The sequence below is a fragment of the Paenibacillus sp. Mc5Re-14 genome (genome assembly GCF_001049835.1).
Taxonomy (GTDB): Bacteria; Bacillota; Bacilli; order Paenibacillales; family Paenibacillaceae; genus Paenibacillus; species Paenibacillus polymyxa_C.
In genome coordinates this window covers 879,493-900,963 of record NZ_CVPD01000001.1, presented here as the reverse complement: position 1 = coordinate 900,963, position 21,471 = coordinate 879,493, and the positions used below count along the sequence as shown (strand labels likewise).

Annotated in this window: 14 protein-coding genes and 1 tRNA gene; 13 read left to right on the top strand and 2 right to left on the bottom strand. The window is 45.8% G+C overall.

The genetic code is table 11. From position 1 onward, the window contains the following. Positions 1–205 precede the first annotated feature (205 nt). The 9 genes from BN1546_RS04175 to BN1546_RS04135 all read left to right on the top strand — a co-directional run bounded on the left by BN1546_RS04175 (position 206) and on the right by BN1546_RS04135 (position 14,428). Complete coding sequence (locus BN1546_RS04175; RefSeq protein ID WP_013370085.1) at positions 206–622, top strand: hypothetical protein; 417 nt, start codon at positions 206–208, stop codon at positions 620–622. A 336-nt stretch (positions 623–958) separates the two neighbouring features. Beyond that, positions 959–2,062 carry an ATP-binding protein gene (locus BN1546_RS04170; RefSeq protein WP_013370087.1) on the top strand — a complete coding sequence of 368 codons (1,104 nt, stop codon included), beginning with the start codon at positions 959–961 and terminating at the stop codon, positions 2,060–2,062. Positions 2,063–2,403: 341 nt separating this feature from the next. Continuing rightward, on the top strand, positions 2,404–4,545 hold the full coding sequence (locus BN1546_RS04165; protein ID WP_090736080.1) for a putative bifunctional diguanylate cyclase/phosphodiesterase: 2,142 nt from the start codon (positions 2,404–2,406) through the stop codon (positions 4,543–4,545). Positions 4,546–4,652: 107 nt separating this feature from the next. After that, a tRNA-Gly gene (locus BN1546_RS04160) sits at positions 4,653–4,723 on the top strand. A gap of 265 nt (positions 4,724–4,988) precedes the next feature. Beyond that, the gene (locus tag BN1546_RS04155) at positions 4,989–6,026 is read left to right on the top strand and encodes a pectate lyase family protein (RefSeq protein WP_090736077.1); all 1,038 of its coding nucleotides are present in this window, start codon (positions 4,989–4,991) and stop codon (positions 6,024–6,026) included. Between the two features lie 362 nt (positions 6,027–6,388). Then, positions 6,389–8,239, top strand: coding sequence for a ribosomal protection-like ABC-F family protein (gene abc-f / locus BN1546_RS04150; RefSeq protein ID WP_090736075.1), 1,851 nt, complete (start codon positions 6,389–6,391; stop codon positions 8,237–8,239). A gap of 448 nt (positions 8,240–8,687) precedes the next feature. Beyond that, a complete protein-coding gene (pheS, locus tag BN1546_RS04145; protein WP_304364150.1) occupies positions 8,688–9,719 on the top strand; it encodes a phenylalanine--tRNA ligase subunit alpha in 1,032 nt (343 codons plus the stop codon). Positions 9,720–9,747: 28 nt separating this feature from the next. Further along, complete coding sequence (pheT, locus tag BN1546_RS04140; protein WP_090736072.1) at positions 9,748–12,195, top strand: phenylalanine--tRNA ligase subunit beta; 2,448 nt, start codon at positions 9,748–9,750, stop codon at positions 12,193–12,195. 208 nt (positions 12,196–12,403) lie between these two features. Further along, positions 12,404–14,428: a DNA repair protein gene (locus BN1546_RS04135; protein ID WP_090736070.1), complete on the top strand. Its 2,025-nt coding sequence runs from the start codon at positions 12,404–12,406 to the stop codon at positions 14,426–14,428. Between the two features lie 148 nt (positions 14,429–14,576). Here the strand turns inward: BN1546_RS04135 and BN1546_RS04130 are convergent, their stop codons facing one another. Further along, positions 14,577–14,936 (bottom strand): phage holin family protein, encoded by a 360-nt coding sequence (locus tag BN1546_RS04130; RefSeq protein ID WP_013370097.1) that lies wholly within the window; start codon positions 14,934–14,936, stop codon positions 14,577–14,579. 153 nt (positions 14,937–15,089) lie between these two features. On the opposite strand from BN1546_RS04130, the gene BN1546_RS04125 reads away from it, so the two are divergent. The 4 genes from BN1546_RS04125 (at position 15,090) to BN1546_RS04110 (ending at position 20,058) form a co-directional block, all read left to right on the top strand. Further along, positions 15,090–17,459: an endonuclease MutS2 gene (locus tag BN1546_RS04125; protein ID WP_014599568.1), complete on the top strand. Its 2,370-nt coding sequence runs from the start codon at positions 15,090–15,092 to the stop codon at positions 17,457–17,459. A 52-nt stretch (positions 17,460–17,511) separates the two neighbouring features. Next, positions 17,512–17,925 (top strand): DUF350 domain-containing protein, encoded by a 414-nt coding sequence (locus tag BN1546_RS04120; protein WP_058829251.1) that lies wholly within the window; start codon positions 17,512–17,514, stop codon positions 17,923–17,925. 55 nt (positions 17,926–17,980) lie between these two features. Next, a complete protein-coding gene (locus BN1546_RS04115) occupies positions 17,981–18,688 on the top strand; it encodes a hypothetical protein (protein ID WP_013370100.1) in 708 nt (235 codons plus the stop codon). A 116-nt stretch (positions 18,689–18,804) separates the two neighbouring features. Next, entirely contained in the window at positions 18,805–20,058 is a 1,254-nt protein-coding gene (locus BN1546_RS04110) for an MFS transporter (protein WP_013370101.1), read from the top strand. Positions 20,059–20,126: 68 nt separating this feature from the next. Here the strand turns inward: BN1546_RS04110 and BN1546_RS04105 are convergent, their stop codons facing one another. After that, entirely contained in the window at positions 20,127–21,365 is a 1,239-nt protein-coding gene (locus BN1546_RS04105; RefSeq protein ID WP_058829252.1) for an NAD(P)/FAD-dependent oxidoreductase, read from the bottom strand. Between the last annotated feature and the right edge of the window lie 106 nt (positions 21,366–21,471).

Genomic DNA, 21,471 nt, shown 5'->3' with positions numbered 1-21,471 from the left:
TACCGTTGTTGGGGGCTTGCTTGCCTGCGCTATGCAGCGGAGATATAGGAATAGCCTGTCTGAATCATGTAATACAGAGTGAAGTAACAAATAATTATGGAAATGTTGTTGTGTTCTGGAGGAATTTTGCCTGATGAAAGCGAATAAGGTATTGTAGAAGATAAACAAGGCAGAACAGGTTTTGTTCAGAGGAGGCTGAGCCCGGATGAGTTATTGCTGTGGAGCAAGCATGGTAGGAACCAAGGGAACGCTGAAGCATTACCGCACCCAAGTCCATAATGTTCCTTTGCTGTTTTGCCCGGTATGTCATCGCATTGAAGTTCATTATAAAGTTGAAAATGAGTATGAAATTTTGGCTGAGTATGCACATGGAGATGGGGCATCTGAGATTGATTTTCAGGATTATGTCATGGAAGACGATGATACGATATTTGAAAACTGTGTAAATCGTGAGAGTGAAGATGCATTTGAAATTGTGAAGCGACAAATTGACATGTCGCTGGATTTATTGACGGTAGCGAAACAGATGAATGATGAGAAATGGCAGGGAGAGCTTAAGAGAAGACTGGCTGTTATGAGTCAAAGACGATCCCGGCTTCAACATAATAAGAGCGGCAGTTGACATCCTACACACCAAAGAAGCTCTCAAATCTGGAGAGCTTCTTTGGTGTGTAGGGCGCTTATTTTTAACTTATTTTTTTATTTTGTAATGTTGCGCAGATATTATGACGAAAGAAAATAGGATAAAAATGTGGATTCGACACTTTTTCCGATTGACTGTGATCCTTAATCTTGTCTATCATAAAATAAGACTCGAATCGAAAAAAATGGTCGGAGTTGATTGAAACTGTTTTTTACACCATTTGAAGGGTGATCGATAGATGCCTTTCTCTTCTTCAAGAATATTACACGTCCGATACGGCCAGTTTATCATTCCGATACAAGGGGGAAGCCTGGCATGATCAGTGAATTCCAAGAAGCCTTGCTTGATACCGTGGGAGCTTGCCCTTCCACACAGATCGCCAATAATAAGTATGAAAATGTACTGGAGAACCTGGATAGTGGTATCATGCTGTTTGACAGTGACGGGGTACTGACCTTTATTAACGTGCAAATGGCGAGATTACTGGAGCTACCACGTAGTTCGCTCGCGGGTCGCAACCTGATGCAAATTTTGCATCATCCTGAGTTAAGTCGGTTTAAGAAGAAGAAAATCATGCGGATTTATAAAGAAACTATCTTTCATAGAAAGCGCTATCATGAGTTGATTGATGAGTATGGTCGGCATTGGTTGATAACAGTGACCTACGGTGATCAGATGGATGGCGATTTTTTGTTTAGTGTAAAGGATGTGTCGGATTATAAGCAGATTGAGCAGACAGCGTATCAAAACGACAAGCTGGCAATGCTGGGACGTATTTCGGCCTCTATCGCCCATGAAATCCGTAACCCGCTTACTGCAATCCGGGGTTTTATTCAATTGCTTCGGCCGCACTTGGTGGAGTTGGGCAGGGATGAGTATGCCCGCATTATTTTAACCGAAATTGATCGTGCGAACGACATTATTTACGAGTTTTTAAATTCGTCCAAGCCTTCGGCTCCGCAAAAAACGGCAGTATCTGTGATGGGACTGTTGAAAGAAGTAGTGATGCTGACAGAAAGCGAGGCGTTGATGAAGGGCTGCCAGATCGCACTGGATGAAAATGATGAACTCATGAAGGTTTCCATTGACGTGAAGCAAATTAAGCAGGTTATCCTCAATATGATTAAAAATGCGATGGATGCCATTGAAAGCATCGGCGGGGAACGAGAGGGATGCATTGATATCCATACCGTGCTTGAGGGCTCTTATGTCCACATTTGTATTGAAGATAACGGATTAGGGATGGATCACAATACATTGGCGCGTTTATTTGATCCTTTTTTTACAACAAAAGAAAGTGGAACCGGCTTGGGATTGGCTGTGAGCTATCGTATTATCAAAAATCACGGAGGCTTCATTCATGTAGACAGTAAGCATGGAAGCGGTACACAATTTAAAATCACACTTCCTGTAGTCTAATGTGATGAGATTTTCGCAGAGGGGTCCTGTACATACTATTTCTGTTGTGGTGTGCAGCGTTGGGGTATAGGTATCACCTAATTGAAAAATGTCGTCTGAAGCGCATGATCTGAAAAGATGATGCGCTTTTTTGGTACTGTAAGCTCGTGCATTTGCGCAAATGCGAAAATAAATTCATGAATATAGAACAAAAAAATGATTCACCTTTCACAGATTAAATGCTATTATATACCAGAATACAACATTTTTTTTGATACTATAGACTTAAACAACGGCTTCCAAAGCTGTCAAACGTCTTAGATGATCGGAATCTCCGATATGCAGGGGGCTGAAGAGGCTGAATGAATATACGGCTGGAAGTAAAAAAAACGATAGGCATTGGTATTGCCGCCATAGTTTTGTTTGTCTTAGTTCAGTTATTTCACGTAACTTTGAATAAAATATACTCCTATAATGTATTTTTCTTGTTATATCCGATTTTAGGGTTTGCCTGTGCTGCGATTTGTTTTTCTATTTTTTATCAATCCTGGTCCGTTTTGCTGGAACAGTTGACCTGGCAGAGACTTCTTATTGCCCCAACATTTCTGGTGGCTGGTCTGCTTTACCTTGTTCATATTGTTTCGTTTAGTTTCGTAAGCCTGACGGACTTTGCTTTGTCTCCGGGCATTTCGTTGTGGCTACTATTTGTAAATCGTGTCTTTACCTCTATTATGCTCCTATTCGTTTGTTCTCTCCCATTTAGAAGGACGAAGTCTGAATACAAAACAGTGGCTTTGTGGGCAGGGATAGGTTGTACGTTGCTGATTCTAGGAGTTATTAAGGCATATGATGCAGGCTTACCAGATCTACGTATACGGTACGAATTAGGTAACCTGGGCTGGACGTTGAATCTGGTTGTCATGTTACTGCTGGTGCTTACATTTATTTTTGGAGTACGAAAATACCGAAAAGTCCGCCCTGCGGAGTTGGGCATGTTGCTTATCGTTCGTGGGATTGGGCTGTGTGTTGTGAGCCAGTTATTCTATTTATTTGCTAAGCAAATGAGTGATATCAATCATCTTATAGGACTTTTGACGAACGTGATTGCATTTTATAATCTGTTGAGCGGTCTAGTCCGGCTTATGGTTCTGGTTCCTTATCGGGAAAAACAGGCGGCAGAATCTGAGTTTAATCATATTGCTTATAACGATGATATAACAGGCCTTCCCAATCGCCGTCGTCTTTCCCAGCGCCTGGATAAAATATTGCGCAATTCACTGAAATCTGATGAGACAGTAGCACTTTTAGTGCTAAATATTGATCGTTTTAAAGCGATTAATGATTCGCTTGGGCATACGGCAGGCAATTATTTGCTGTATGCGGTAGGCGAACGCTTGGGGCATTTTTGCCGTGAGGGGGAAGCTGTCTTTAGCATGGGTGGAGATGAATTTGCCTTTCTTCTAATGGGCTACGAAGATTCAGATGCCATGAGAAATCGTATTGATGATATGGTGAAGCTGTTCGATCAGCCTTTTGATATTAATGGGGAGTCTTATCATGTGATGGTGAGCGTTGGCATAGCTTTGTACCCGTCGGATGCGAATCAGAGCGAACAACTTATTCAGCAGGCGGATACAGCCGTTCATAGTGCCAAGGAGCAAGGAGTGAATTTTCAGCGGTATGCTAGTGCGATGCAGATGCGAGCGCATGAAAGGCTCCAGCTGGAGAATGATTTGCGGCGAGCGCTTGAAAATGAAGAATTTTCATTGGTGTATCAGCCACGCGTCCATCTGCAAAGTGGCGAGCTAACGAGTTTGGAAGCGCTGGTGCGTTGGAATCATCCTCATCGCGGGATGGTGATGCCGGGTGATTTTATTCCAGTAGCTGAAGAAAGTGGCCTGATCGTGCCCTTGGGGGAATGGGTGTTGCGTGAGGCGTGTCTCCAAAATAAGCAGTGGCAGGAGCTAGGGTATCCATCGATCCCGATTTCGGTCAATTTATCCATGCGCCAATTCCAGCAAAAAAAACTGGTGGATGTAATTCGGGGCATTTTGGCCTATACGGGACTGGAACCACGCTATTTAGAGCTGGAGATTACTGAGAGTATGACTTTTGATAAGGACCGGGCTTTTGAACAGTTGAAAAAAATAAAAGCTATTGGTGTTGCAATCAGTATTGATGATTTTGGAACGGGCTATAGCTCATTGCATTATTTGAAGAATCTTCCGATTGATCGTCTTAAAATTGACCGTTCCTTTGTAAATGAGGTGCTGGTTGACAGCAAAAATGCGGCCATTGTATCTACCATTGCCTCTATGGCTCACCATTTGAAGCTGAAGGTTACGGCTGAAGGGGTGGAAAATGAGGAGCAACTTCAATTTTTGCAAGCGCAGGATTGCCATGAAGGGCAGGGGTATTATTTTAGCCGCCCCATTCCGGCAGAAGTTTTTGAAAAATTGTTTTTACGTAAACCTGTCAATTGGCTGGTTCAGGATGGTATGTAGTATGCTTGCATTTTGTGGAAAGATAAGTTATACTGAATAACATCCTGATTCAGTTAGTTGACGAGAGCTTAAGTGTGTCATACATATGGATCAAGATGTTATATAATGCGGGTGTAGTTCAATGGTAGAACTTCAGCCTTCCAAGCTGATAGCGTGGGTTCGATTCCCATCACCCGCTTACGACTTTAAAAATTCCGAAACCCTTGTAAATTCAAGGGTTTTTATTTTGTTTTTAATAGGAATATATTTTAGCCGGGCTACCAATGGGGAATCCCGGCTTTTTTGCGTTCCTACGAACTATTTTCACGCTGTTAAATAATATAATTTAAATATTTCTCTTATATGCTATAAATAAACAGATAAAAAGAACTATTTACCATTTTGTAAAAAAAGTATAGTCTCGTAATTGGAATTTAATATAAAAAAAGGATGGTGTGGCTGCGATGAGAAAATTCTCTTTTCTTTTAGCTTTGGCCTTTGTGTTTTTTACCTTTTCAGCAAGTGCTACGTTCGCTGCGACTGATTTCCCAAATACGTCGACGAATGGCATGATTGGTTTTGCTGGACAGGCTAAAAGCGAAACAGGAGCTTCAAAGCCTGCTACAACAGGGGGCAAAAATGGTCGGGTCATCTATATCAATAATCTAAACGAATTGAAAAATCAGCTAGGGGATTCAACTCCCAAAATTCTGGTCATCGAAAAGAATATTTCTGCTTCTTCTAAAACCGTGGTCAATATCGGTTCTAACAAATCTCTAATCGGCTCTTATGCGCAAAATAAGCTAGTCAATATTCATTTGAAAACAACAGCTAACTCGGGAAATGTGATCTTTCAAAATTTAACTTTTGAGCACAGTGCCAGTATTAATGGTAACGATGATATCCAGCTATATCTTACTGCAGGTACAAATTATTGGATTGATCATGTTACTTTTGCAGGTCATAATTATAATGCAAATGGCTCGGATTTGGACAAACTTTTGTACATAGGACAATCGGCTGATTATGTAACCATTAGCAACTCCAAATTTGCCAATCATAAATATGGCCTTATTCTGGGTTATCCAGATGACAGCAATAAAAATTATGACGGCATGCCCCATATTACGATTGCCAATAATTATTTTGAAAACTTACTTGTACGCGGTCCAGGTCTGATGAGATATGGATATTTCCATGTGAAAAATAATTATATTAATAATTTTCAGTTGGCTTACACAATAGCAACCAATGCACGAATTTATTCCGAGAATAATTATTTTGGAAAAGGTAGTGAAAAGGGCGGTATTCTGGATGATAAAGCCAATGGTGAATTCAAAGATGTAGGTAGTTTTCCAGCCATCACTAACCAAAAATCGCCTGTGACCCGATGGAACCCGAGCAAGAACTACAGCTATCAAGTTCAAACTCCTGAATATACTAAAGAGTTCGTAACTAAGTATGCAGGTTCGTCCAATACAACTTTGGTCTTTGGAAAATAAAGCGGGTATTGGAAAATATGCTGTGATCTGCTATACTGACTGCAAGTAAGTATCCCATGAAAAGGAAGGTAACCATACGTCCGATGAAGTAAGCACACTGATTTTCCCACTCAACTGCACGTTACTGGCAGGCGGCTGCAAGCTGCAACGGGAGAAGTGTGTCTGAAATGAAAGTAGGGACGTATGCGTTGAAGATCCGTAACGAGATTTTCTTTTTCGTTCGCGGTGTTATTTTTCATAGGTGTATGTTCTGAAACCATTCATAACAGTCATTCTATATTCCTGTATGCAAGCCGCAGCCTTCTGCGGCTTTTTTTATTGCTTACGGTATAAAAACCGGACTGGGAAAGGATGATCGTGGTATGAAAACCATTTTGCGAGTTCGCAATGTAGTTAAGGAATGGAACGGGACATCTTTATTTGAGAATGTGTCGTTGGACGTGACGGAAGGAGAACGGCTCGCGTTGTTTGGAAGAAATGGAGCAGGCAAAACGACGCTATTACGAATATTGCTGGGAGATGAAGCGCCAACCTCTGGTCAAGTAGAGTATGATTTGCCGCTGGAAGAGCACGGCTGGCTGAAGCAGCAGGATACAGTGAATTGGTCTCGAACCGCACTGGAGGTCGCACAGCAGGCGGGCACTCAGCACTGGGATCTCAAGCAAGCGTTGGGACAGCTGGAAGCTAGCCTAGCCGCTGCTGGAAAGGATATGGAGCAGCAACTGGAGCGTTACGGCGAGCTGATGGACGAATATGAGCGTCTGCAAGGCTTTGCCTGGGAGTCTGAGGTGGAAAAGGCGCTCACCCGAATGGGGATGCCTGCACGGACGTGGTCGATTGCTTATGGTGAGCTGAGTGGTGGACAGAAGACAAGAGTACGACTGGCTGGACTGATGGTCAGGCAGCCGAAGTTGCTGGTGCTGGATGAGCCAACCAACCATTTGGATGCCGAAAGCTTGCTCTGGCTGGAGCAGTGGCTATCCACGTATCCTGGAACACTGTTGTTTGTATCGCATGACAGAGCCTTTTTGGATCAGGTGGCCACGAGTATAGTCGAGCTTACATCCACAGGTATTGGGCGCTATAAAGGCGGTTATAAGGAATATAAAGCACAAAAGGAGCGGGAACAACGAGAGCAGGAGGCGAGCTATCGGAAGCAGGAACTGGCGAAACAGGCGCTGGAGGACACGATTCGAAATTACAGGGAATGGTTTCACCAGGCACATCGTAGCGCATCCAAAGTCGAAGTGGCTATTACACAGAGCTTCTATAAGGCCAAGGCTAAAAAAAATATCTCCCGTTATCATGCGAAAGAGAAGGAACTGGAGCGACTGGAGGCTAACAGGGTAGAACAACCACGTGAAGCTCCGTCTTTGCACATGAAATTAAGTGATAGCGGTTTTCAGGCTAAATATTTGCTGCGTACTGAACAGGTTGACTTTAGCTACGACGACCATGTCATTGTGAAAAATCTAAATCTGAACGTTGCACGTGGGGAACGTTTGGCTGTTCGGGGACCCAATGGAATTGGCAAAACCACGCTGCTTCGGTTATTAACAGGTCAGCTCGAACCGCAGATGGGGACAATTACAGCCAACCCACAGTTGAACATCGGATATTTTTCACAGGAGCTGGAGCAGCTTCCAGAGGATCAGACGTTGCTCGACAGTCTGCTTGCGCTCCCTACAATGACCCAAACAGAAGCGAGAACGGTGCTGGGCTGTTTTCTATTTGCCAAAGAGGACGTATTCAAAAGGATCGGAACGCTCAGTATGGGAGAAAAATGCAGGGTAGCTTTTCTGCGTCTGTACTTTAGTGGAGCCAATCTGCTGGTGCTGGATGAACCGACGAATTACTTTGACATTGAAACCCGTGAAATTGTAGAGGATTCTTTACGCCGATATGATGGGGCGTTGGTACTCGTCTCGCATGACCGGGAGCTGGTGCGTTGTACGGCAACTCGGTTACTCGATATGAAGCCGGGCGGCGGATATGAAATCTATGAAGGGACGGCCGACGAAAAACAAGAAGATGAACGGAGCCGTATCCGAGAGCCTAAGGATCAGGAAGAGCGGGAGGAACGTCTTCGATTACAGTTGCGTCTTACCGAACTGATGGGAATGACGGGGACGAGTGGAGAAAATGAGGAGCTCTTGAGCGACATCAGGCGCATTCGTGCCAAGCTAGATCAGTTGAATGATCCCGATATCTGAAGGAATGTAATATAGGCGCTGCTTGCCAAAGTGCAGTAGTTTGCATATAATAATGAGCAATAGTTCGTATTTTGAAAATGTCTTGATGGAGAAGAGTAGGCAGTGTCCGATTGAACAGGGAGGAAGCGCCGTAGGATTGAGAGCGTTTCTACAAATATTGGGCTGTTGAAGTTCGCTCCGGAGCAGTTCCTTGAACCTCAAGCGTCATGTAAATGGCGGTTGTGCAAGTAGGGGATACCGGTTCACGACCGTTACAACGTGTAGAGCGAGATGATGATGCATAGCATGAATGAACACCCGTACTGATTGCCATAAGGCAACGCATCGGGTTGCTAAACTTCATTGTCTAACGAGGGTGGTACCACGGTCTTTTCGTCCCTTTTCGGGAGAAAAGACCTTTTTTTGTTGTCTGAAAAGCTGGATATGAAGAAAGGGGACTGAACAGGCGATGAGCGAAACCATCCAAATGAAGGAACATTTGCTGGCCTTGAAGGAAGAAGCACTGGAAGTATTGGAGAAGGTGGCAACACCTAAGGAGCTGGCTGATCTGCGAGTTAAATATTCGGGTAAAAAGGGTGCGTTGACCGAAATTTTGCGCGGTATGGGCAAGCTGAGCGCGGAAGAGCGTCCAGTTGTTGGACAGGTAGCCAATGAGGTGCGTGAGGCGATTGAAGAGGTCGTTAATCGTAAGCAGAACGAGTTCACGAAAGCAGAAACGAATGAGCGTTTACAAGCAGAAAAAATCGACGTTACGTTGCCTGGACGCGCAATGCCGCAAGGCGGGCTCCACCCACTTAACAAAGTGATCGAGCAAATCGAGGATATTTTTACAGGTATGGGATATCGAGTGGCTGAGGGTCCGCAGGCAGAGACCGATTATTATAACTTCGAAGCATTGAATCTGCCTAAAAATCACCCAGCACGCGATATGCAGGATTCATTTTACCTGACCGAGGATCTGTTGATGCGTACTCATACGTCACCAGTTCAGATTCGCGCGATGGAGGCGATGAAGGGTGAAACGCCTATTAAGGTGATTTGTCCGGGTACGGTATTCCGACGTGATGATGACGATGCAACGCATTCCTTCCAATTCCACCAAATTGAAGGTCTTGTGATTGGAAAAGACATTCGTATGAGTGATTTGAAAGGAACTTTGCTGCAATTTGCACGCGAAATGTTCGGGGAATCGACCGAAATCCGCTTGCGTCCAAGCTTCTTTCCGTTCACCGAGCCAAGTGCTGAAGTAGACGTGACTTTTGTAAAGAAAAACGGCGAGCGCGTGTGGATTGAAATTTTAGGCTGTGGTATGGTGCATCCGAAAGTGCTGGAAATGGGTGGTTTTGATCCCGAGGTATACAGTGGCTTTGCATTCGGTATGGGTGTAGAACGGATTGCCATTTTGAAATACGGCATTGATGATATTCGCCATTTTTATAACAGCGATCTGTCGTTCTTGAAGCAGTTTGCGCGTCAATAAACAACTATATCAAGGGAAGTGAACCCATATGAAAGTATCATTCGATTGGCTGTCCGAGTATGTATCACTGGATCAAGTGAGTGCGGAGGAGCTAGCAGAAAAAATCACCCGTTCGGGCATTGAAATTGATGAAGTCGAACATCGTAACCAAGGAATTACTGGCGTCGTTGTAGGCTATGTCAAAAGCAAAGAAAAGCACCCAGATGCGGATAAGCTGAATGTGTGTATTGTCGATGCGGGTCAGGGAGAAGACTTGCAAATTGTGTGTGGTGCCAAGAACGTGGATGCAGGTCAAAAGGTTCCTGTTGCAGTTGTAGGTGCCAAGCTGCCAGGAGATTTTCATATTAAAAAGGCCAAGCTGCGTGGTGTTGTGTCCATGGGCATGATCTGCTCGGCCAAAGAACTGGGCATGAATGATAAGCTATTGCCAAAAGAATTGCAGGAAGGCATTTTGGTGCTGCCAGAGGATGCTGAAATTGGCACATCGATTACGAAGCTGCTTGCCCTGGATGATCAGGTGCTGGATTTTGATTTGACACCCAACCGCTCGGATTGCCTGAGCATGCATGGAGCCGCTTATGAAGTGAGTGCCATTCTAGGACGTGACATTTCGCTGGCTGACCCCGCTAAGGACCTAGTAGAAGTTAGCGATGCAGCGGCAGATCATCTGTCCGTAAAGGTAGATACTCCTGAACTGTGTACGCACTATGCAGCGCGTTATATCACAGGTGTAAAAGTGGGGCCTTCCCCGTTATGGATTCAAAATCGTCTGATGGCGGCAGGTGTTCGTCCGATTAACAATATCGTAGATATTACGAACTACGTTATGCTGGAATACGGCCAGCCGTTGCATGCTTTTGATGCGGATAAGCTGGAAAATGGAAATATTGAGGTTCGGCTTGCTCGTACAGGCGAAACTTTGATTACACTTGACGATCAGGAACGTAAGCTGGAACCGCATATGCTGCTGATTACGGACGGCGTGAAGCCAATTGCATTAGCAGGCGTAATGGGCGGAGCCAACTCTGAGGTTACGGATGCAACGGTTAGCATTGCGTTGGAATCTGCGAAGTTTGACGGGGGAACAGTTCGCAAAACATCCCGTCAACTTGGACTGCGTTCGGAAGCAAGCCTGCGTTTTGAAAAAGAGGTTGATCCAGGTGCTGTTATACCTGCTGTGAATCGTGCAGCTGCGCTGATCCAGCGTTATGCAGGGGGCGCTGTACACCAGGGTATTGTAGAGTCTGCTTCCGCAAAAGCTGAAAATCGTATTATTAAGCTGTCGCTAGATAAAATAAATCGATATTTGGGAACCGAACTGTCGCTGCTTGAGGTGAAGACGATTTTTGGTAGACTTCATTTCGGATGCGGCGACACAGAGCCAGGGGTGCTGGAAGTTGAAGTACCTACACGCCGTGGAGATATTACCATTGATGTGGACTTAATCGAAGAAGTAGCACGTTTGTATGGTTACGATAATATCCCAACCACGCCGATTGAAGGTCCAACAACTCCAGGAGCTTTGACGGCATCGCAATCTCTGCGTCGCTCCTTGCGTAGATTGCTGGCTCATGGTGGCTGGCAGGAGACGATCAGTTACTCTTTTGTACATCCGCAAAGCACGGCTTTGTTTAACGCTCTAACAGAAGGCAGCCATCCGGTACGTTTGGCTATGCCTATGAGTGAAGATCGTAGTGTGTTGCGTACAAGTATCATTCCGCAGATGCTGGATACAGCGGTGTACAACATGAATCGCAAGCAAGATAACCTAGCGATTTTTGAGATGGGAACTGTATTTTACACAGAAGAACAAACCTTAACTCGCCAGCCGCAGGAAATTCAAGTGCTGAGTTTGCTGCTGACTGGGGTACGTCGTGAAAAACAATGGAACATCGGTGCCGAAAAGGTTGATTTCTTTGATATTAAAGGTGCGCTTGAAACGGTGTTTGACTATTTCGGACTAAGTGCCAGCATTCGTTATGTGGCTGACCAGCCGCAAAGCTACCATCCAGGACGTTCCGCTTCAGTATGGCTGGATGTGAACGGAAGCTCCCAACGGATCGGTACGGTTGGACAGATCCATCCTGAACTGCAACAGTCCTATGGACTGAACGATACGTATGTAGCTGAAATTGCGTTGCAACAGCTTGTTGAGCATGCAAACTCCCATATTCAGTTCAGAGAGCTGGCTCGCTTCCCATCCGTGGAACGTGACATTGCCCTCGTGGTGAATAAAGACGTTGAGGCAGGTGAACTGCTTCGTGTTATTCACGCTGCAGGCGGAGAACTGTTGCAGGATGCACGGGTGTTTGATGTATTTACAGGCAGCAAGCTTGGTGAAGACAAGAAGAGCGTGGCTATTTCCCTGACCTATCGTCATTGGGAGCATACGTTGACGGATGAAGAGATCAATGCGGCGCATTCTCCTGTCGTTACGTCTCTGGAACAAACTTTTGGAGCGGAATTGAGAAAGTAGCAGGAAATGCGGGAAGCCGTATCGAATCTTAGTGACAGAGGTTCGATACGGCTTTTTGGCCTATTATCATAGAAGCTCTCTACTCTGATATTCACCCGCTGCGGGGAAGCCGGACTAATAAGGTTGAACGCTTCACGGAAGGCGGGTTACCCTAGTACCGGACACACCTTAGAATCAACATACAGTAGTATTGAAGGAGGGCATAATTGTGACTACACCAGATCGTACTCGCGTCACTGTAGAGATCTACGGTACTTCTTATAAACTTGTCGGCAGTAATAGTGATTACATGAAGCAGGTTGCCAATTACGTAGATGAACGTATGCACAGCATTTCTCAAGCTCATTCGCGTCTGGATATGCCCCGAATTGCCGTGCTGGCTGCGGTTCATATGGCTGAAGAAGCTGTACAAATTCAGGAGATCCAGAGCCATATGAACCGCTTGGCAGCGGAACGGGCGGAGCTCCGGGGAGATCTGGCCCAACTCCAGACGGCTCTAGGGGAACAACAGCAGAAAAATACAGATATGCATCAAGCCCTTGTTCAATTGAGGGAAGAAAAAGAAACGACGCAGAAGAAGCTGGTGGAGACTGAATCTGCGTCAGCCAAGGAAATTGCCGAACTAAGGGCAAAGCTTGAACAGCAGGAGAAAAAAGCGGCTGAACTTGAAAATGCACAAAAACAAGCTAAGCGTGAATTGGAGGAATCTCGTCAAGAAGCTTCTCGTAAGCTGAAAGAGCAGCAAGAGGCTGCGAATGCGCGTGTCCGGCAGACAGAAGAGCAGTTGAAGAAGGAAATAGCCGAAGCGGCTAAACAAGCTGAAGCTAAGCTTTCCGCTGCGGAAAAGGCTCATCAGGAGCGAAATCGCACTGAGCTAGACAAGCTGCGATCTGCTTTGCAGCAAGAGCATAGCCAGAAGATAAGCGAATGGCAGATCAAGTGCTCCGGGCTGAATGAACAGCTGGAGCAGGAACGTAAACAGGCTGAATTGGCTCTAAATGAGCAAAAGCTCCAGCATGAGGAAGCACAGAAACTTGCCGAGGAAGCTGCACTGGAGCAGGAGATTCGTATGGAGGAGCTTCAGGAGCAATTAGAACAAGTACAGGCAGGTAGTGCAGAGCTTTCTTCTCGTTTGAAGGAGGCTCAAGAGCAAGCTGCAGCATTGGAGCAACAACAGTCCGAACTGGAGGCTGAGCTGCAAGCACAGCAACAGGCGGCAACAGAGCGGGAGCAGGCAGATACGCTTGCGCGTGAAGAACTGCAAAGCAGATATGATCAATTGCTGGATGAAGCCAAGGCTACGCAGCAGCAGGCGGCTAAGCTGGAGGAAGAGCAGCGCCGGATGCAGAAGCTGCTGGAGCAAGCTCATGTATCTACTCGCAAGCTGCAAAGCGAGCTGGCTACGCTCGCTGAAAGTGAGAAGTCATGGAAGAAGCTTGCAGAAGAACGTCAATTGGCAGCCGACGAGTTGGAGCTTTCCCTGCTGGAAGCGCGTGAACAGAAGGAAGCAATAGAGCAACAACTACAGCAGACTGTGACTGAGGTTGAAGCTGCTAATGATAAATATGCTTCACAGCAGCAACGTCTAGTTCAACTTGAAGCGAAGATCAAGGAGCTATCGCCTGAGCTGATTCGCGTTCAGGACGAGCTTGAGAAGGCCAAAGTCCGAGAGCAAGAGGGCGCGAAGGCGTATCAATCGCTTCAGGAGCAATATGGAAGCATGAAGAGCCGAGCTGGACAGCTGGAGCAACATATTAAGCAACTCCAGCAGGAAAATCATGATCGGCAAAGTAAACTGGAACGTGCTGAGAAGGCATCTATGGAGTGGCAGCTGAAATATGATCAGTTGAAGGATGAAGCGGAACGTCTGGAAGCTGAAGATGCTGCCCGTAAGGAAGAATTTGCTTCTTGGGAACGGGAGATAGCGGTAACGATTGAACAAAAGGAACAACTTCAGGAAGAGATTCGTTCTGCAGTTGAAGCTGCCAACACCGCAAAGGCAGAACAGCAGTCCATAGAGCAGGAACGGATGGCCTTGCAGTCTGAATTAGACGAAGTGGGTCAAAAATATGAAATGGCAGCTCATCAGCTTCGTTTATTACAAGTACAACAGGATGTAGACCGAGAAAATGCAGAGAAGATCTCGACTGAATTACGTCAATTAAAGGAAGAATACACCAAGCTTCAAACCGAGTATAATGAATGGATTGAACTTATCGAACAGGATCAGTAGATACGGATTATAATTGTAAGGCAATCCCCGGCTGCTCATGGCCGGGGATTGTTTGTTTATGGATCGCTAAGAAGTGTAAGTGACAAAAAGCTGTCCTTTGGCAGACGAATCTGCTTCGGGACAGCTATGCTGGAAGTGTCCGCTGAAATTATTTCCCTTCCTTACGCCCGGCTTCAAATGGTGTCGATACCGGAATGAACAAATCGATAATCCCGATAACCAATGCAGCGAGCAATGCGCCCAAAATAGAAACACTAACATTGGCCACGACATATTGAGCGACCCAGATAACCAGAGCGCTCACTAGAAAACCGACAATACCGCGTCCAAATGGAGAAACGCGTCGACCAAACACTGCCTCAACGATGTAGCCAATCAAGGCAATGACAATGGCAAGGATCAGCGCGCTCCAAAAGCCGCCTACACTAAATCCGGGAACGATCCAGCTTACGACCATCAAAACCAGAGCGGCAACGATGAAACGTACAATGTGCCCAAGAATGCTCACGGAATAACCTCCTTTGTTTTTTTGAATTAACAGGGTTAGACAAAGGTTAGTGTGTGGCATGAAGAGCTTTCTTATGTGTAAAGCATAGTTGGCAAATAGCGTAAGTTTGCTGCTTTCGGTATAATATAGATATAAGTGAAAGGAGCAGTGAAGTTGGACTCTAAAATTTTCAAAACCCTTGAATATCAAAAAATTCTAAATAAACTAAGTCACTATGCCCAAACGGCAACGGGACAACAGACAGCCCTTCGATTACAGCCCAGCGATGATTTGGAGCATATCAAGAAATTGCTGAAAGGTACGGACGAGGCCTATGCTGCTGATCGACTAAAAGGAGTACCTTCATTTAACGGAGTAGTGGATATCACTCCGGCGGTGAAGCGTGCCCGTATTGGGGGAACGTTAAGTCCGCAGGAGTTGCTTGGTATTCGGACAACGGTTCAAGCTGCACGCCGTATACAGGTATATGTAACAAGTTTGCATGAGGAAAATCCTGTTGAAACTTTGCTGTATTGGAGTGAGCAGCTTTCGGAACAAAGAAGTTTGGAAAACTCCATTAAAGGCTGTATTGACGAAAATGCAGAAGTGCTGGATTCGGCCAGTACAGAGCTTTCACAAATTCGCCGGGAGCTGCGCTCCGGTGAAGTGCGTATTCGTGAGAAGCTGGATTCCATGATTCGCTCCTCAACTGTGTCCAAAATGCTTCAGGATCAGTTGATTACGATTCGTGGAGATCGGTTTGTCATCCCGGTCAAGGCCGAATACCGTTCTTATTTTGGCGGAATTGTGCATGATCAATCCGGGTCTGGCGCAACATTGTTTATCGAGCCTGAATCCATCGTGGCCATGAACAACAAGCTGAGGGAAACCAGGCTGAGAGAAGAGCGTGAAATTGAAGTCATTTTACAAAAGCTGACCGCACTTGTCGCAGAACAAGCGGATATGTTGCTGTATGATGTGGATATTTTGGGCAATCTTGATTTTATTTTTGCGAAAGCGCGTCTCGCTCGTGAAATGAAGGCAACGCTGCCCTTAATGAATGATCGTGGGTACTTGAAGCTGAAAAAGGGTAGACATCCTCTAATTCCGTTGGAACAGGTCGTTCCCATAGATGTGGAACTGGGTAATTCGTACACCTCCATTATCGTTACCGGACCGAACACAGGGGGGAAAACCGTTACCCTGAAAACAATAGGTCTGCTAAGTTTGATGGCGATGTCTGGACTGTTTGTGCCTGTTGAGGATGAAAGCCAGCTATGCGTATTTGATGCAATCTATGCCGATATTGGTGACGAGCAGAGCATTGAGCAGAACTTGAGTACATTTTCCAGTCACATGACCAATATTATTAGCATTTTGAAAAATATGACACCCAAAAGTCTTGTATTGCTTGACGAGGTGGGGGCAGGAACGGATCCGGCAGAAGGTTCGGCTCTGGCTGTGTCTATTTTGGAGCATATACATGCTCTGGGTTGCCGTATGGTGGCGACGACTCACTATAGTGAATTGAAGGCGTATGCCTATGAGCGCAAAGGAATTATTAATGCAAGTATGGAGTTTGATGTCGCTACATTAAGCCCGACTTACCGTCTTCTGGTTGGTGTACCTGGGCGAAGTAACGCTTTTGCCATTGCCGAGCGATTGGGATTACCAGGGCGGATATTAGATTATGCCCGTGGCGAGGTAACGGAAGAAGATCAGCGCGTCGAGCACATGATTGCATCACTGGAGCAGAACCGTTTGACCGCTGAGCAAGAACGGGAAAAAGCAGAGCAGCTGCGTAAGGAAATGGAAGCATTGCGTACCCGTCATCAGACCGAGCTGGATAAGCTGGAGTCACAACGGGACCGTATGTTGGAAAAGGCCGAAGACGAAGCAAGAGTTCTCGTGGATAAGGCTCGTAGTGAAGCAGAAAAAATTATTACTGATTTGCGCAGATTGGCTCAGGAAGAGGGAGCCTCGGTTAAGGAGCACAAGCTGATTGCAGCTCGTAAAGAACTGGATGAAGCTGAACCGAAGCAACGCAAGAAAAGTACAGCCAAACGTTCAATCACTACGCGTACTCGTTCCATCATGGCTGGCGATGAAGTATCCGTTCACAGTCTGAATAAAAAAGGCCATGTGGTTGAACTGACTGGCAGCAAGGAAGCTATCGTTCAACTGGGCATCATGAAAATGAAGGTCAGTCTGGATGATCTGGAGCTGCTGCAACCTGCCCAAACGACGGCTCCAAGGGTCCAAAAGCCAGTGACTGGCGTTAAGCGGACACGGGATGATAATGTGCGAAGTGAACTTGACCTTCGGGGGGCAAACGTGGAGGAAGCGCTGATGGAAGTGGACCGCTTCATGGATGAAGCGTTTTTGGCCAATCTGGGACAGGTATACATTATTCACGGCAAAGGTACGGGGGTCCTGAGAACCGGTATTCAGGAGTACCTGCGCAAGCATAAGCATGTGAAAAGCTACCGTATCGGTAACTACAATGAAGGCGGCACGGGTGTAACGGTTGCTGAATTGGAATAGATATGGGTTGCTGACCGAGAACGCTTGGTAGAACGGGAGGGACGAGGTGAAGATGGCGATTGATGAATTGCTATCACATCCGTTGGGGATGATTCTGGGTTATTTCTCCGTGGCGGTGCTGGAGTTAATTGTATTTTTGTCCTGCTTTGAGCTGGTAACCCGTTATAAATGCTGGGAAGAGATCAAGCGAGGCAATGTTTCGGTAGCCATGGCAACGGGTGGGAAAATGTTCGGTATTTGCAACGTGCTCCGCTTTGCGATGGAGGCAAAATCCAGCGTGTATGATACGATGATCTGGTCATTCGTTGGTTTTTTACTGCTACTTGCGGCATACTTCCTTTTTGAATTTCTGACACCGGTATTTTCTATCGATCAAGAGATTAAAGAGGATAACCGTGCGGTCGGCTTGTTCTCCATGATTATTTCAATATCGTTATCTTATGTGATTGGTGCGAGTGTAACTTGACACATCCTGTATACTAGAGCTTGGTATACGCTTTGGAACGGAAGGATGATAAAGCTTGGAAATGACTATTTGTCCATGGTGTAACATGGAAATTATTTGGGATGAAGAATTAGGGCCTGAAGAAGAGTGTCCTTATTGCCATAATGATCTGAAAGGATACTCAGACATAACAGATGATGAAGAGGAGTCTGAGTCTGTTTCTCCATCTGTTCACAGACATACGGATGGGCATGAAGATGCGACACATGATCATGCGGTTTCTGTAACCCCGGCGCTCCATGCTCATGAAAAAGAAGACCTAAAGGGTTATCGTACATTGAGTATTCAGCTTGGCGATGATGACGAGCAGGATATTTTATACGAGGCAGAGGATGAAGTCGTATCTGAAAAGCCAGCTGATGCACCGTTATTGCAGGATAATGAGCTTCATAAGCTGCCTGTGCTGCATACTTTACAAAAATTCGAAGAAAGCGGTGCGGATCTTATGGCTTATGAACAAGGGGCTGAACAATTACTCGACAGGCAAGATGAGGTTCTTGAATGTTCCCAATGCGGAGAGTACATGCTGCATGCGGGTTCGCAAACCGTAACCAGAGAAGGCTTCGAACCATCGATATCTCCAGTGCTCGGTAAGCCTGTTCTGGATTTGCCGTTCGTCTTGAATGTTTATGTGTGTCCTAGCTGCTTCCATGTTCAGCAGACTTTGTCAGAGAATGACCGACTGCGAATGCTGGAGAAGCTCAGCGGTATTTCCAATATTTAAATAGCGATTCCCCGGATAGGTCCAAGCTCAATACGGGCATGTTAAATCAAAGAAATCTTTGAACAAGCTGACTCGTAATAAGCTGATTGGTGATCTTTCCGTTAGGGGGAACTGCATTGAAATCAAACCTGAACGGACAATCCATTCTGCTATTAAGCTTGAATGGATTGTTTGTGTTTGCAGCAGCATTGTCCGGCACATTTCTTAATGTGTATTTGTGGAAAAGCAGGCAGGATTACGCGATGATCGGATGGTTTAATGTCAGTCAACAAATTGCGCTGGGAATTATGGTCTGGGTAGCTGGAAAGTGGGTCAAGGAACATAACAAAATGAATGCCCTGCGCGTGGGAACCGCATTGTCCGGCCTATTCTATCTAATCGTGTTGTATACGGGACCGCAGGCTGTAAACTACATATGGCCGCTCGGAATGTTGTTGGGTGCAGCGTTAGGTTTATTTTGGCTGGCGTTTAATGTCATTTTTTTCGAAGTCACGGATCAGGCAAGTCGTGATCATTTTAACGGATGGGTGGGCCTGCTGGGCTCATTTTCCGGTATAGTGGGTCCTTGGCTCTCTGGTTGGATTATTGCGCGTATGGAGGATGACGCGGGTTATCGTGTGATATTCAGTATTTCCTTGGCCTTTTATGTCGTAGGAGTGGTGCTAAGTTTCTTTCTTCGCAAGCGTAAACCGACAGGAAATTACAATTGGAAAGAGCCTAAGCAGCGATTGTCACAAAAAGGAAGTATGTGGCGTCCGTTGTCGTTATCGCTTGTTACGCAGGGCATTCGTGAAGGGGTGTTTGCTTTCCTGATTACGCTGCTTGTGTATGTAGTTACTCAACAGGAATGGAAGCTAGCACAGTTTTCACTTATTACATCAGGGGTTTCATTTTTCAGCTTTTGGGCTGTCGGAAAATGGCTCAAGCCACACTATCGCTCGGCTGGTATGTTGTTGGGTGCCGTGCTGTTGGTGATCGCGCTTTTACCGCTATTGTGGCGTATGGAGTATAGCACGCTGCTGATTATGGGGATTGGCACCGCTTTATTCATGCCCTTGTATTTAATTCCTATGATCTCTGCGAGCTTTGATCTAATGGGTACGAGTGAAGGAGACGCTAATCAGAGAGTGGAACTGGTTGTACTGCGCGAACTATGCTTAATGATAGGTCGGTTGACGGGGACACTCATTTTCTTGGGCGTCCTAAGTATCAGCAAGGCTCCTACGGCGATGATCTGGCTGTTGATTGGACTGGCATTGATGCCAGTGATTGGATGGCTCTTTATGCGAAGTGTGCTGAAAATGGAACAAAAAACGAAGCAATGCAAGTCCGATTCCCATGCACGACGCTGGCACAAGCAAACCGAATAATTGGAATTTCCATACAAATGACCTCCAAATCCATTTATATAGGAAAAGGAGGTTTTGTTATATCCCAATTAAATCATCGGTTCCGTTGTTTCGGGCGAGGGTTTGGTAGAACGAGTCAGAGAATAAAGCTCCATTTCAGGTCGGTGTATGCCCGTCAGTTCATCAGCCAATAGCTGTGCTGCCATCATACTCGTGACTGCTCCATTCCCTCCGTAACCCTCCAAAAAGTAGCAATTTGGAAAACGCGGATGTGGACCAATATACGGCAAGCCGTCATGAGAGGAACCAAATACAGCTGCCCAAGCATAGTCGATTTGAAATGGGACACCGGGAAAAAAATCCTTTAGCGATTGTAGCAGCTTTTGCTGTTGATGTAAGAGCCTGATTTCACGCTGGCTGGCGTCCAATATAGGTTCATCCAAACCACCAATAATGATCCGTCCCTCCGGTGTGGAGCGCATATATAGATAAGGACGAGCAGTTTCCCAGATCAGACACTGCTCATGCCATAAGGGAGCATCTTCGATTGGATTGGTGACGATAGCATAAGAGCTCTCTAGAACGGCCCCGCGATCGGCTTTAATCTCTTGTGTTTCATAACCTGTTGCAAAAACAACTTTTTTTGCTCGGATCATTCCACCGCTGGTATGACAAACGACCTCATTATCGTTGAAATCAAAATGCTTGGCTTCCGTATGCTCATATAAGCGAACACCAAGACGGTTGGCAGATTGCAGCAGCCCCTGGGCAAAACAAAATGGATTCACTTCAGCATCTTCATGTGTGTACAACGCTGCTGGTTTTCGAAAAGGAAATCGGGCAGCAACTTGTTGCTCATCCCAGAACTCCACTGGAAATCCAAACCGGGTTAGCTGTTCGTACTCTTCCTGAAGCATCAGTACATCCTCCCACGTACTTGCATAGTACAGGCTGCTGCGCCGAATAAAGGTAGGGTCTGTATCCAGTGTGGTGGACAGCTTTTCTAACTGATCCAGAGCATCTTTGCACATGCGATAAAAGAGTACGCCGTTCGTTTCACCAAACGTGTGGATGCAAGAGGTTAAGGTCTTGTCATTGCTATATTGCAGCAGTCCTGTATTGGCCAAAGAGCTTCCGTGTACCAGCTTGCGCTTGTCAATAACCACGGTGTCTACCTGTTGTTCTCCCAATAACCTGGAGCAAATGGATCCGCTCATCCCTCCCCCGATAATCAATACATCACAATTTAAATCCTCTGCCAAAGGCGGAAAATCCAGCGTCTGCTCCAAGGTATTAGGCCAATATGTTTTCCCGATTATCAACTCCATATAAAATAGCACTCCTCATAGGTAATATGTAGTATCTCTTATGCGTACATAGTATTTCGCCAAAGGGACAAGATAACCAGCGTGCAACAAAACATTTAAGGAGGCA

Excerpts from the sequence above, each read along its gene's own strand:
- BN1546_RS04175 (WP_013370085.1), top strand. The coding sequence starts at position 206 with ATGAGTTATTGCTGTGGAGCAAGCATGGTAGGAACCAAGGGAACGCTG.
- BN1546_RS04170 (WP_013370087.1), top strand. The coding sequence starts at position 959 with ATGATCAGTGAATTCCAAGAAGCCTTGCTTGATACCGTGGGAGCTTGC.
- BN1546_RS04165 (WP_090736080.1), top strand. The coding sequence starts at position 2,404 with ATGAATATACGGCTGGAAGTAAAAAAAACGATAGGCATTGGTATTGCC.
- BN1546_RS04155 (WP_090736077.1), top strand. The coding sequence starts at position 4,989 with ATGAGAAAATTCTCTTTTCTTTTAGCTTTGGCCTTTGTGTTTTTTACC.
- abc-f (WP_090736075.1), top strand. The coding sequence starts at position 6,389 with ATGAAAACCATTTTGCGAGTTCGCAATGTAGTTAAGGAATGGAACGGG.
- pheS (WP_304364150.1), top strand. The coding sequence starts at position 8,688 with ATGAGCGAAACCATCCAAATGAAGGAACATTTGCTGGCCTTGAAGGAA.
- pheT (WP_090736072.1), top strand. The coding sequence starts at position 9,748 with ATGAAAGTATCATTCGATTGGCTGTCCGAGTATGTATCACTGGATCAA.
- BN1546_RS04120 (WP_058829251.1), top strand. The coding sequence starts at position 17,512 with ATGGCGATTGATGAATTGCTATCACATCCGTTGGGGATGATTCTGGGT.
- BN1546_RS04105 (WP_058829252.1), bottom strand. The coding sequence starts at position 21,365 with ATGGAGTTGATAATCGGGAAAACATATTGGCCTAATACCTTGGAGCAG.